Annotated in this window: 8 protein-coding genes; 6 read left to right on the top strand and 2 right to left on the bottom strand. The window is 36.9% G+C overall.

The annotated features are described in order from the left end of the window. Positions 1-267: 267 nt before the first annotated feature. From FNN08_RS03245 to tcdA, 6 genes are all read left to right on the top strand, one after another. Positions 268-1,557, top strand: coding sequence for a citrate synthase (locus FNN08_RS03245; protein WP_143583320.1), 1,290 nt, complete (start codon positions 268-270; stop codon positions 1,555-1,557). 216 nt (positions 1,558-1,773) lie between these two features. Beyond that, the gene (locus FNN08_RS03240) at positions 1,774-2,859 is read left to right on the top strand and encodes a response regulator (RefSeq protein WP_143583319.1); all 1,086 of its coding nucleotides are present in this window, start codon (positions 1,774-1,776) and stop codon (positions 2,857-2,859) included. A 399-nt stretch (positions 2,860-3,258) separates the two neighbouring features. Next, entirely contained in the window at positions 3,259-4,335 is a 1,077-nt protein-coding gene (locus FNN08_RS03235) for an efflux RND transporter periplasmic adaptor subunit (protein ID WP_143583318.1), read from the top strand. Positions 4,336-4,400: 65 nt separating this feature from the next. Beyond that, positions 4,401-7,685: an efflux RND transporter permease subunit gene (locus FNN08_RS03230; protein WP_143583317.1), complete on the top strand. Its 3,285-nt coding sequence runs from the start codon at positions 4,401-4,403 to the stop codon at positions 7,683-7,685. Further along, positions 7,678-10,797: an efflux RND transporter permease subunit gene (locus tag FNN08_RS03225; protein ID WP_143583316.1), complete on the top strand. Its 3,120-nt coding sequence runs from the start codon at positions 7,678-7,680 to the stop codon at positions 10,795-10,797. The genes FNN08_RS03230 and FNN08_RS03225 overlap by 8 nt, the downstream gene beginning before the upstream one ends. An 85-nt stretch (positions 10,798-10,882) precedes the next feature. Beyond that, a complete protein-coding gene (gene tcdA, locus FNN08_RS03220; protein ID WP_143583315.1) occupies positions 10,883-11,671 on the top strand; it encodes a tRNA cyclic N6-threonylcarbamoyladenosine(37) synthase TcdA in 789 nt (262 codons plus the stop codon). A gap of 81 nt (positions 11,672-11,752) precedes the next feature. On the opposite strand, the gene FNN08_RS03215 is transcribed toward tcdA, so the two are convergent. Beyond that, positions 11,753-12,118 carry a hypothetical protein gene (locus FNN08_RS03215; RefSeq protein WP_143583314.1) on the bottom strand — a complete coding sequence of 122 codons (366 nt, stop codon included), beginning with the start codon at positions 12,116-12,118 and terminating at the stop codon, positions 11,753-11,755. A gap of 145 nt (positions 12,119-12,263) precedes the next feature. After that, positions 12,264-13,652, bottom strand: coding sequence for an ATP-dependent RNA helicase DbpA (dbpA, locus tag FNN08_RS03210; RefSeq protein WP_143583313.1), 1,389 nt, complete (start codon positions 13,650-13,652; stop codon positions 12,264-12,266). Positions 13,653-13,726 lie beyond the last annotated feature (74 nt).

Raw genomic sequence — 13,726 nt, 5'->3', positions numbered from 1 at the left:
TCACGCCTTAAAAAAAGAAAAATTAGAGTTTTTGCACAAAAAATTACATTTGTCACATTTTTCAATTGACTTCTAACCCCATATTTAGAGTAGAATGTACGCAATTAAATCTAGATGATTACTGACTAAAGTCGCATAACAATTCATTAACGTAAGTGTTATATAAGTGTAACGACAATATTTTCGTGAATGATTACGCGTAAAACTATTATAAAATATATTCAGAAATCTTAATTACAACACCAACATTTTAGAGAGGAATTTTCTATGGCTGACAATAAAGCCACGCTGAGCATTGCAGGACAGGAAGTAGCAGAATTACCAATTCTTTCAGGTAGCGCAGGTAACGACGTTATCGACATTCGCACTTTAGGCAGTAAAGGCTACTTTACTTACGACCCTGGCTTTTTAGCAACGGCTTCATGTGAATCAGAAATTACTTTCATTGACGGCGGCAAAGGTATTCTACAACACCGTGGTTATGCTATTGATGACTTAGCTAAGAAAGCTGATTACTTAGAAGTATGTTATGTATTACTTAACGGTAAAGCACCAAGCCAAGAAGAATATGATGAGTTCGTAGGTATTATTACTAACCATACTATGGTTCATGAGAAGTTAGCTAACTTCTTCCGCGGTTTTATGCACGATGCTCACCCTATGGCTATGGTATGTGGTGTAGTTGGTGCATTATCATCTTTCTATCACTCAGATTTAGATATTACTGACCAAGCTCAACGTAAACGTTGTGCACACCGTTTAGTTGCTAAAATGCCAACTATCGCAGCAATGGCATACAAATACAGCATCGGTCAGCCATTTGTTTACCCTCGTAACGACTTATCTTACGCAGAAAACTTCTTACACATGATGTTCTCTGTTCCTGCTGAAGAATACAAAGTTAGCCCAACGCTTGCTAAAGCAATGGATCGTATCTTTATCCTTCATGCTGATCACGAGCAAAACGCATCAACTTCAACTGTACGTTTAGCTGGTTCTTCAGGTGCTAACCCATATGCATGTATTGCTGCTGGTGTTGCTTCTTTATGGGGCCCTGCTCACGGTGGTGCTAACGAAGCATGTCTAACTATGTTAGAAGAAATTGGCAGTGTTGACCGTGTTGATGAATACGTTGCAAAAGCAAAAGATAAAGCTGATCCATTCCGCTTAATGGGCTTTGGTCACCGTGTTTACAAAAACTTCGACCCTCGCGCAACAGTAATGCGTGAAACATGTCACGAAGTTTTACAAGAGTTAGGCATTAACGATCCATTATTAGATGTTGCAATGGCTCTTGAGAAAGTAGCTTTAGAAGACCCGTATTTCGTTGAGAAAAAATTATACCCTAACGTAGATTTCTACTCAGGTATCATTCTTAAAGCAATTGGTATCCCAACAAGCATGTTCACAGTAATTTTTGCTATGTCACGTACTGTTGGTTGGTGTGCACATTGGGATGAGATGTTAACTCAACCAGGTCAAAAAATTGGTCGTCCTCGTCAAAATTACACTGGTGAATTAAATAAAGAATTTACGCCATTAGATTCTCATAAATAATTTATTATTGACGAGTTAGCAAAACATAATGTTTTGAAAAAGGTAGCTAGTAGCTGCCTTTTTACTTTTTAAAGCTTTATTTATCTATTTCATCAACACTTATTTGGGTTATAAATATCAAAATAATTAATTGAAATGACGGTATATGTTGCTTTAATTCTAAATAACCAATAAATTAAAAATGTAACCAAGAAAATTTAACAGTAAAGGGTAACAGTGAGTACAACTTTAATAACTTCGAGCGAGCACAAACCTACAATTTTAGTTGTAGATGATGAACCTGGCAACATAGATATTGCCTCTGCTCTGTTAAAAGACAACTATAAAGTAAAAGCCGCAACCAATGGCAAAATAGCTTTAAAAATTGCACAAGCCGACCGTAATATCGACTTGATATTACTCGATATTATGATGCCTGAAATGGACGGTTATGATGTTTGTGCACAATTAAAAGCAAATGAAGCAACTGCCAATGTACCTGTAATATTTTTAACTGCAAAAGCAGAGATTGGCGATATCACTAAAGGCTTTGCTCTTGGCGCAGTAGACTACATTACTAAACCATTGCAACCAGAAATACTCAAAGCACGAGTCAATACTCATGTTACCTTACGTCAAAGCCAAATTGCTTTAGAGAAGCAAGTAGAGACCTTAATTGAGAACTCTAAATTACGTGAAGACATTGAGAAACTAACTCACCACGATTTAAAAGGTCCATTAGGGGTAATTTTATTCGAGTTACCTAAAATTGCTGATAAAGAAGTGGCCCAGTCGATCGATGAATCAGTAAACAATGTTTTAAATATGATCAATAACACTTTAGATATATTTAAAATAGAAAATGGTACCTACCCACTCAACCCGGATATGGTTGATTTAAACCGTTTAGTAGATAAAGCAATTAAAGCGGTTCACGGTTTGTGTACTAAGAAAAATATTACCATCAATATTGATTCAGTTGAAAACTCAACCTATATGGATGCTGAAGAGTTATTGTGTTTATCAATATTTAATAACTTAATTAAAAATGCAGTAGAAGCTTCACCTGATGATAGTGAAATAAACATCACTATTAGAGAAGCAAACGAGCAAATTGAGTTTAAAATGATCAACAAAGGTGCTATCCCAATTGAATTAAGAGACACCTTATTCGAAAAATACTCAAGTTCAAATCATATTAGAGGTTCAGGTTTAGGTGCTTACTCAGCCAAATTAATGACCGAAGCTCAAAAAGGTAGTATTGGTTTCACTGTTATTGATGATACCTATACTGAGTTTACCGTAACTATGCCTGCTTACTAATACTTGTTAGGAAAAACTTAGCTAGTCTTACTTAATGCGTTAACCAATATGGTTAGCGCATTTTTATTTTAACATTCAGCATTAAACCATCTAGAAATCAAATTCAGGATGCGACTGTACTAATAGCAAGTGAAATAACTATTTGTTTAACTTGTCTTGCCTCCATCGAGTCCAGCTGATGATTTCAAGTTGATCTGACCCCCTTGATTTTTTGACATTTTACAATTGGTAATATTTGCTAATATATTGTTAATTACGCCACTAAGATTTATTTAACTTTATCACCTCTCCCTACTCACCATAATAAGCCACTGATTTTAAACGATTAAATTAACAATTAAATTTTGGCACGTTCGATGCAACGTAACTACCAATTAAAGATTTAATAGGTTTAAAGTGATGAAAAACACCAACTTCAATGTAAAAAATGTATTTTTGTTAGTAACTATGATGACAGGTTCATTAGTATTATCTGGTTGTAATAATGCCGAAGCAGTTGATAAAGATAAAAAAGTTGCCGAAGTTATTGCCATTCCGGTAGAGGTTGCTAGCGTAACTCAAGGTAGTATTAGCTCTAACTACGTAACAACCACAGTACTTGAGGCTAAAGAAGAAGCCGATGTTATTTCTAAAGCATCAGGTATTATTCAAAATTTATATGTTGAAGAAGGCCAATTTGTTGAAGCTGGTACTTTATTGGCAAAAATTGAACCTGAACGTTTTCAACTAAACTTAGATAAAGCTCGCTCTGAGCTATCAAGCATTGAACTAGAGCTTGATCGAATCAATAAGGTTCATAGTCAAAAACTAGTTTCAACCGATACTTTCGACAAGCTTAAATGGCAGTATGAAATCGCTAAATCAAACCTTAAGTTAGCCGAATTAAACCTACATGAAACAAAAATACTTGCACCTATTTCAGGTTTTATATCAAAACGCTACGTTAAAGAAGGCAACTTAGTAGAGCAATACCAAAGTAAAAAACTTTTTCATATTGTAAAACTAGAAGTATTAGAAGGTACAGTTAATTTACCTGAGCAAGAGTTAAGTAAATTACGAGTAAATCAAGCCGCTAAATTACGCTTTACCGCATTTCCTAATGAAGATGTTGTTGCTCATGTTGAACGCATTAGCCCAGTTGTTGATTCAGATACAGGTACATTTAGCGTGAAATTAGCCATTAACAATGCCGATAACAAATTAAAGTCAGGCATGTTTGCGCAAGTTAAAATTATCTACGACACTCATAACGATATAAAGCTTTTACCAAAGAGCGCACTAATTTCTATGGATAACAAGCATACCGTATTTACCATCAATGATAATAAAGCACATAAAACGATTGTTACCTTAGGTTATGAAGATGACCAGTTTGTTGAAGTGATTGAAGGTTTAGATGTTAATTCGCAAGTTGTTACAACAGGTCAAAACAACTTAAAAGACCAAGCTGTAATTCAAGTAATAGAAGCTATTTAATAAAACTAATGCCAATTTGATTTATCAAATTGGTATAAAACAATAATAAATATTAGGAACTTGCGATGAACATAGTTAATGTTGCAGTTAAAAGACCAGTAACTATATGGATGTTTACATTTGCTGTATTACTGTTTGGTATGGTGTCACTTTCCAGATTAGCGGTAAATTTATTACCCGATCTTTCTTACCCTACTCTAACGATCCGTACTGATTATATCGGCGCTGCACCTGGTGAAGTAGAGCAATTAGTCACTAAGCCTATCGAAGAAGCAATAGGTATTGTTAAGGGTGTACGCAACGTACAGTCAATATCTAAAGCTGGACAATCCGATGTATTACTCGAATTTGAATGGGGTACAGAAATGGATATGGCTAGCCTAGAGGTTCGTGAAAAGCTCGATGTTATTCGCTTACCTTTAGATGTCAAAAAGCCATTATTATTAAAGTTTAACCCTAACCTAGACCCTATTATCCGCTTTGCTTTAAAAACTAAACGAGGTAGTGAAACTCTTGATCAGACAAAATTAAAAAATATCAGAGAATATGCAGAAGAAGAATTAAAACGCAAACTAGAGTCTGTTAGCGGCGTTGCTTCGGTAAAAATTGGTGGCGGTTTAGAAAAAGAAATACAAATTCTTATCGACCAACACAAAATTAGCCAACTGGGCATAGATAGTCAGCTAATCATTGATCGCCTGCAACAAGAAAACATCAATCAATCTGGCGGTAAGGTTGAAGATGGCCAACAAGAGTTTTTAGTACGCACCTTAAACCAATTTAAAAATCTAGACGATATTCGTAATGTATACATTACCAGTGAAGGTAGTAACCACATCCGTTTATCTGATATAGCTCAAGTTATCGATGCTCATAAAGAGCGTACATCAATTACACGTATTAATGGCACTGAAGCAGTAGAGGTTGCACTCTACAAAGAAGGTGATGCTAATACCGTTAATGTAGCTAAAAAGGTTGATGTTAGAGTTGAGCAACTAACCCAAGAGTTTCCTGACGATCTCGAGTTAATCAAAACTTACGATCAATCAACGTTTATCGCTAATGCGATTAATGAAGTAAAAAGTGCTGCGATTGTTGGTGGCTTATTAGCTATGTTGGTGTTGTTTTTCTTCCTGAAAAATATTTGGGCAACACTGATCATTTCTATTTCTATTCCGGTATCGGTTATTGCTACATTTAATTTAATGTACGGTAACGATATTAGCCTAAACATAATGAGCTTAGGCGGTATCGCTCTAGCGGTAGGCTTACTCGTAGATAACTCCATCGTCGTATTAGAAAACATAGCTCGCCATAAAGAGCAGCTAAGTAATGCTGATAACAGATCGAATGAAAGTGACAATAACAAACTAGCCGCAACCATAGGTACGAAAGAAGTATCAACTGCGATTATGGCTTCAACTCTAACGACTATGGCGGTGTTTTTCCCATTAGTCTTTGTACAAGGTATTGCAGGACAGCTATTTAGAGACCAAGCTTTAACCGTAACATTTGCCCTTTTAGCTTCGTTAATTGTTGCTTTAACTCTGATCCCTATGTTGTCATCTCGAAACTTCAAGTCCGAAGAAACTATCGATGAAAAATCGACAAAAAGAGAGTTAAAGCCAGATGCAAGCTTATTTAAAAAGCTTGGCTTTTACTTAGCTTCACCTTTTATTTGGCTATTTAGAGGAGTATTTTATTACCTTCCCCTTTTGCTAACCATGTTAATTACCCTCGCTTTTAGAGTACTTAAACTTGCATTAGGTAAGCTGTTTGCACCATTACTTTGGTTATTTGATAAGTTTTATGGCGCATTTGCCAAATTCTATCAAACTCTGTTAACTCAAGCTTTAGCGAAACCGGCTCTAGTTTTAATTAGTATTATTGCAATCAGTGCTTCTGCACTGCCTTTATTTAAGCAACTTAATATGGAAGTTATTCCGCAATTATCACAGGGTGAATTTTTTGTCGAAGTAAGTCATCAACCAGGAACTCCTCTTGAAAAAACGGATGAAACATTAATTAAACTCTCTAATGTTGCAGATAAACTGCCACAAGTAGAGCGCACTTATGCCCTAGCAGGCACCGGTAGTTTGATGAATGCATCGCCAGCACAAGGAGGAGACTACTGGGGACGTTTGAACGTGGTATTAAAAAACAATGCCAGCAAAGCTGATGAGCAAGCCGTTATGGTGAGTTTACGAGATTATTTACAAAACATTGCCGGTGTACAAATGAAATTTTCTACGCCTGAACTATTTAGTTTTAAGCCACCTATCGAAGTTGAATTATCAGGCTATGATCTTGATTTATTAAAACGCTATAGCGATAAAATTAACGATACGCTTACCAAGCACAAACGTTTTATCGACGTAAAAACGTCATTGCAAAATGGTCATCCTGAAATCAAGATATTTTTTGACCATCAACGTTTGGCACAGCTTGGTTTAAGTGCGCCACAAGTATCAAAACTATTAGCAACTAAAGTCGGTGGCACAATCGCTAGCCAGTACTCTATTAAAGATAAAAAAATTGATATTTTAGTACGTGCAGATGAAAGTAGCCGCGACTCGGTTACTGATATTAAGCAAATAATCGTTAACCCAAAAAGTGATAAACCAATTCCTTTATCAGCAGTGGCCGATGTACGCTTATCAGTTGGTCCAAGTGAAATCACTCGTATAGACCAACAGCGAGCTGCAATAGTGTCAGCAAATTTTGCTTATGGCGACATCAATGATGCGGTAGCTGAGCTAAAAACCATTATCAGTGATATGCAAATACCACTAAATATTAGCGCCGATATAACCGGTCAAAATGAGGAAATGGACGTATCATTTACCTCACTTATATTTGCCTTATTATTAGCGGTATTTTTAGTGTACTTAGTTATGGCTTCACAGTTTGAATCTTTACTGCATCCATTACTTATTTTATTCACTGTGCCTTTAGCAGCTTCAGGCTCTATTTACGGATTGTATTTAACCAATACCCCACTTAGTGTCATTGTTTTTATTGGTTTGATCATGCTTGCGGGTATTGTGGTTAATAACGCCATTGTACTTGTAGATAGAATAAATCAGTTACGTGAATCGGGTATGGAAAAGACGCAAGCGATTATGTCATCGGCGACATCACGTTTACGCCCAATCATAATGACCACCTTAACGACAACGCTAGGCTTATTACCACTAGCCATCAGCATGGGTGAAGGTTCTGAGATCCGCTCACCTATGGCGATTACCGTTATATTTGGTTTGTTATTTGCAACCTTGCTTACTCTATTCTTTATCCCTGTTTTATACAGCCTGTTTGACCGTAAGCGTTTTGGAGGTGCTCATGACTAATTTAAATAAACCATCAGCACAAGCAGAGGCACCAATCAACGCAGAGCAAAAGAAAGAGTCAATTGGAGCAAGCTTAGCCGTATTTGCTTTAAAGCGCCCTATTACGGTGATCATGCTGTTTTTGTCTATGCTATTAACTGGCGTAATTTCAAGCCAGTTACTACCTCTTGAAAAATTCCCTGGAATTGATATCCCGCAGCTTTGGATAAACGTACCCTACCCAGATGCTTCTCCTGCGGAAGTAGAGCGCTTAATTACTAGACCGATAGAAGAGTCGCTCGCGACTATTTCAGGGATCAAACGTATGCGTTCCACCTCTCATGAAGGCGGTGCAGATATTCAATTAGAGTTTGATTGGGAAGAAAATATCAACGCCAAAAGCATTGAAGCTCGTGAAAATGTTGATGCGATAAGGCATTTACTACCGCGAGATGTGGAGCGTGTTTTAGTGTATCAATTTAACACTAATGACATGCCAATCTTTCAATTACGTATCTCTTCAGAACAAGATTTATCAATGGCATATGACCTGCTCGATCGTAATCTTAAGCGCCCTATTGAGCGTGTCCAAGGGGTAAGTAAAGTTGAACTATACGGCGTAGATAAACGTCAAATAATGATCCGCTTAAACCCAGATAAAATGGTAGCGCTACATATAGATAGGGATAAGTTGGTAGCAAAGCTTAATGAAAATAACTTTTCGATGGCGGCTGGACATTTTTATGATAACGGCAAAAAAGTAATGGTTAACCCTGTTGGTGAATATCGCAGTGTTGATGAAATTAAAAACTTAATAATTCAAAATAATATCAAACTTAAAGATATCGCCACCATCGAAATGACATTGCCAATCCCTTGGGAAGGTCGCCATTTAGACCAAACTTATGCCATAGGCATGAATATTTTAAAAGAATCGAATGCCAACTTAGTTGAAGTGTCTAAACGTGTTTTAGAAGTAATTGATCAGGTAAACCAAAATCCGCAATTTAATGGTATCAACTTATACGTTATGGACGATACTGCAGAAGGTGTAACCAACTCATTATCAGATTTACTTAACGCAGGTATCTTAGGCGCATTTTTATCAGTCGGCGTATTGTATTTATTCTTACGCCACTTTGTGACCACCATGATAGTGGTCTTATCGGTGCCTATCTCAATTTGTATCACTCTTGGTGTAATGTACTTTGCTGGCTATAGCTTAAATATTCTGTCTATGATGGGGCTTTTGTTAGCTGTTGGTATGTTAGTTGATAATTCGGTGGTAATTACTGAGTCGATATTTCAAGAAAAACAAAAATCAGATGATATTGTTGAAGCAACAAAGAAAGGCGTTAATAAAGTATCACTTGCGGTAATTGCCGGTACAGCAACAACAATGATTGTATTTTTACCTAACATCGTTGGCACTAAAATAGATATTACTATCTTTTTAGAGCATGTCGCTATCGCCATTTGTATCTCATTATTTGCTTCGTTAATAATAGCTCAAACCTTAATTCCTTTACTGACCAGTAAAATTAAAAGCCAAGCTAAAGTAAAGCAAGCTAAACAAAGTCGCTTCGAGGCTTACTACTTGCAGAGCTTAAACTGGACTCACAAACACAAAGTGATTACTTCATTTATTGCTCTATTGATTTTATTTAGTATTGCTATTCCTATGCAGTTTGTTACCGGTGATGAGGAAGAAAACTTTAATGACAACCGCTTATTTATTAGCTGGGAAATACACGACCAGTTTAATTATGATACTGCCGAAAGCATCATTAATAAGATGGAAGCTTATTTATACAGCAATAAAGAAGAGTTCTTAATAGACTCTGTCTACAGCTACTATGCAAGTCACAGCATACAAACAACCTTGATATTACAAGATGGCGATTTACCGCTTTCGATGAATCAACTTAAAGATAAAATTAGAGAAAACCTGCCTAAGTTTGTACGCGTAACACCACGTTTTGGCTTTGACCAAGGTAATGGTGGCGGCATTCAAATTAGTTTAACTGGCTTATCTACCGATGTTTTAATTGAACTTAAAAACAACTTAATTCCAATGATTGAGCATATCGACGGGATAACCGATGTTACCTCTGATATACGCGGCCAAAAACAAGAAATGCAAATATCGGTTGATAGAACCGCAGCCTTTAGACATGGTTTGAGCACACAAGATGTTGCCAGTGCAATTGCACTTGCACTTCGAGGCCAACCTCTGCGCACATACCGCCATGGTGATACTGGCGAAATTGATATTTGGCTTAACTATGACTTAAAAGTGCGTAAATCCATTGATGAGTTTAAAAAACTGCCAATTATTGAGCATAACGGTAAAACCATAACACTAGATAATTTAGCCACTTTAACGGTTAAACCTAGGTTAAGTGAAATTCGTCGTTATAACAGACAAACAGCAATTACCATCCAAGCAAACCTTGATGTGATCACCTTAGATGAAGCAAAGGAAAAGCTTGAGTCAGTACTTTCTTCAGTTAGCTTGCCAAGTGGTTACCACTATAACTTAGACGGTAGTTTTACTCGCCAAGATGAAACTGAAAATGTTATGGGCCAAAATATGATCCTAGCAATCTGCATGATATACATAGTTATGGCAGCTTTATTTGAAAGCTTATTGCTGCCAACAGCGGTAATAACATCGTTATTATTCTCATTTGTTGGCGTATTTTGGGCGTTCTTATTAACCGGTAATTCTATGTCTGTGATGGGCATGATAGGCATGCTTATTTTAATGGGTATCGTGGTTAATAATGGCATAGTGCTGGTTGATAGGATAAATCAACTTATTGAAAAAGGAGTAGCTATCGAACCTGCAGTTATACAAGGCTGTAAAGATCGTCTGCGCCCTATCTTAATGACAGTATCAACGACAATTTTAGGATTAATCCCTTTAGCACTAGGTAATACCCAGGTTGGTGGTGACGGCCCAACTTACGCTCCTATGGCTATAGCCATTATTGGCGGGCTAACCTTTTCAACTATAACGAGTTTGTACCTAGTGCCTCTTGCTTATGTTTTATTATTAAGACTAAAAGCAAAAACCTCAATAATGATCCGCAACTCCAAAGCTATTGTTGGTAAAGTTATCAAAGCTTAACCTACTTTGATCAAATTAAAATCAAGGTGTCAGACACCTTGATTTTGGTTATAATGGCGGCGTTTTTTACTAGGGTTAATTTTACATGTCAGATTATCAATTACGTTTTGGTGGTATTGAACGCTTATATGGCGTTAATGGTGCTAAACATATTCAACAAGCACACTTTTGCGTTATTGGCATAGGTGGCGTTGGCTCTTGGGTTGCTGAAGCCTTTGCCCGTAATGGCGTTGGTCAAATAACCTTAATTGATTTAGATGATATATGTATAACCAATACTAACCGCCAAATCCATGCCCTTGCCGATACCATTGGCGAAAGCAAAGTAGAGGTAATGGCTGAGCGTATTAAACAAATAAACCCTGACTGTATTGTTAATGAAGTTGAAGACTTTATTACTATGGAAAACCTTAGTGAGCTTATCACTAGTGAATTTGACTATGTGGTTGATGCCATAGACTCAGTTCGGGTAAAAACTGCGTTAATTGCACATTGTAAACGCCAGAAGTTGCCAATGGTCACTATAGGCGGTGCCGGTGGACAAATAGATCCAACTAAAATAGAAATTAGCGATCTAAGTAAAACCTATCAAGATCCTTTACTTGCTAAGGTAAAAAATCAATTACGCCGAGATTACAACTTCCCTCGCAATGTAAAGAGAAAGTTTTCTATCGATGCGGTGTTTTCTACTGAACAACTTATTTATCCGAAAAACGATGGCGAAGTTTGCTTAGCCAAGCAAAGTAATGATGGCGCTATGCGTTTAGATTGTAGTGGTGGTTTTGGCGCAGCAACGCATGTAACGGCTAGTTTTGCTTTTTTTGCTGTAAGTAAGACGATGACAAAATATATTGCTAAAAAGCAGCGAAAATAACAATACGGACTTGTAAACCGCTTAAAACAAGAAAGGCAGATAATTACTATCTGCCTTTACTTTATCTTGCATTGATAAACTTTACTTACCGCTGGTATCTTTTAAAAAGCGGTAGTTACCTTTTAAGTCTGCTAAATATTTATCACAATATTGGCCATCTGGCGCTTGTTTTTTCAACTCATCATATTCTTTAAGGGCTATATCCTTAACCGCTTCCCAACTAATGCCTTCAATAGTTTCATAACCTTCACTGAATGCTTTAATCTTAGATAGTTCCTTAAATTTTTCAGCGCTGATAGGCATTTCACAAATTTCATCCACATACTTAGCTTTACTTGCTGCCTCAGCAAGTAACTTCTGTACTTCTTTAACTTCAAGTGGAGATAAAGGCTCACTGGCAACACTAGCAAAACTGAAAACAGTTAACAGTAATAAGATTGGTTTCATGGTTAATCCTCAAAGTTGTTGTAATATATTATTAACATTGTCTTTTGAGGATAGCATAAATAATGCTTAATGGAATAATAGCAAGTATTTGCATCAAGACAGAGGTAGATAAAACAATCCCTGCCTTGAACTGGTTAATAGAGCTCTAGCCGCGAATAACACGAACTCTAAACTTTCTACCTTTAAGTTTACCTTGTTCTAACTTTTTAAAAGCTACTTTGTGGGCTGCACGTTTTATTGCAACATAAGAGAAGTTTTGAGACACGTTGATTTTACCTACTTGGTCACCTTTAATGCCTTTATCGCCGGTTAACGCACCTAAAATATCCCCCGGGCGCACTTTATCACGCTTACCACCATCAATTTGAATAGTGATCATATCTGGGCGCATAACCGGATTACTTAAGGTATTAAAATCAGGTAAAGTTTCAGCCACTATTTTTCTATCAAGATAGTCTTCAAGCAATGCAACCTTGTGGCCTTCTTGTTCACTAAATAACGAACAAGCAATACCTTTACTACCTGCACGCCCTGTACGGCCTATGCGGTGAATATGAACTTCACTGTCGAGTGCTATATGGAAGTTGATCACACAATCAAGAGCGTCGATATCTAAACCACGCGCTGCTACATCGGTTGCAACTAAGATATTAGCGCTTTTATTGGCAAAACGAACTAAAGTTTGATCTCGGTCTCTTTGCTCTAAATCACCATGTAACTCTAACGTGCTAAAGCCATAATTAACTAAAGTACTCGCCACTATTTGCGCATCTTTTTTGGTATTACAAAATACCACACAAGACTCTGGTTGGTGCTCTAATAATAACAAACGTAACGCTTGTATACGCTCTTCATTGTCGGCAACTTTATAAAAATGCTGCGAAATAGAGCTTTCTTCATGACGAGATTCAACTTTTACCATAGTTGGCTTAGTCATGATTCGTTCAGAAATTTGTTTAATACGGTTCGGGAATGTGGCACTAAACAATAAGGTTTGGCGATCTTCTGGAGAGTGTTTTACGATGTTATCAAGGGCTGGTTGAAAGCCCATATCAAGCATTCTGTCGGCTTCATCAAGTACCAACAAGTTTAGGTTTTCTAAATTTAAAGTACCTTTTATCACGTGCTCTTCAATACGCCCTGGAGTGCCAACAATGATATGCGCGCCATGCTCTAATGAACCGATTTGAGGACCAAATGGCATACCACCACATAAAGTTAATACTTTAATATTATGAATTGCACGAGCGAGCTTTCTGATCTCCTTAGCTACTTGATCAGCAAGTTCACGCGTAGGACATAATACTAATGACTGAACCCGAAAACGTTTCACCTCTAATTTTTGCAGCATACCTAAACCAAACGCGGCGGTTTTACCTGAACCGGTTTTGCCTTGGCCAATAACATCTTTACCGCTGATGATATCAGGTAAACTTTGAGCTTGAATAGGCGTCATTTCGTTATAGCCTAATGATTCAAGGTTGCTTATTAATTCAGGTTTTAAACCTAAAGTTGAAAATTTTGATTGGCTCAATGTGTTATCTCGTTTGGTTAGAATGATTCGATTTATGCTGTTTATTTAATATACGCAGAAACTAAGGCGCGATT

Origin of the sequence: Thalassomonas sp. M1454 (assembly GCF_007097525.1) — a bacterium.
Lineage (GTDB): Bacteria > Pseudomonadota > Gammaproteobacteria > Enterobacterales > Alteromonadaceae > Thalassotalea_A.
Note: the sequence above shows the minus strand (reverse complement) of the source record. Positions and strands in the feature narration are given on the sequence as shown.

Coding starts and splice junctions, on each gene's coding strand:
- FNN08_RS03245 (WP_143583320.1), top strand. CDS start 268: ATGGCTGACAATAAAGCCACGCTGAGCATTGCAGGACAGGAAGTAGCA.
- FNN08_RS03235 (WP_143583318.1), top strand. CDS start 3,259: ATGAAAAACACCAACTTCAATGTAAAAAATGTATTTTTGTTAGTAACT.
- FNN08_RS03230 (WP_143583317.1), top strand. CDS start 4,401: ATGAACATAGTTAATGTTGCAGTTAAAAGACCAGTAACTATATGGATG.
- FNN08_RS03225 (WP_143583316.1), top strand. CDS start 7,678: ATGACTAATTTAAATAAACCATCAGCACAAGCAGAGGCACCAATCAAC.
- tcdA (WP_143583315.1), top strand. CDS start 10,883: ATGTCAGATTATCAATTACGTTTTGGTGGTATTGAACGCTTATATGGC.
- FNN08_RS03215 (WP_143583314.1), bottom strand. CDS start 12,118: ATGAAACCAATCTTATTACTGTTAACTGTTTTCAGTTTTGCTAGTGTT.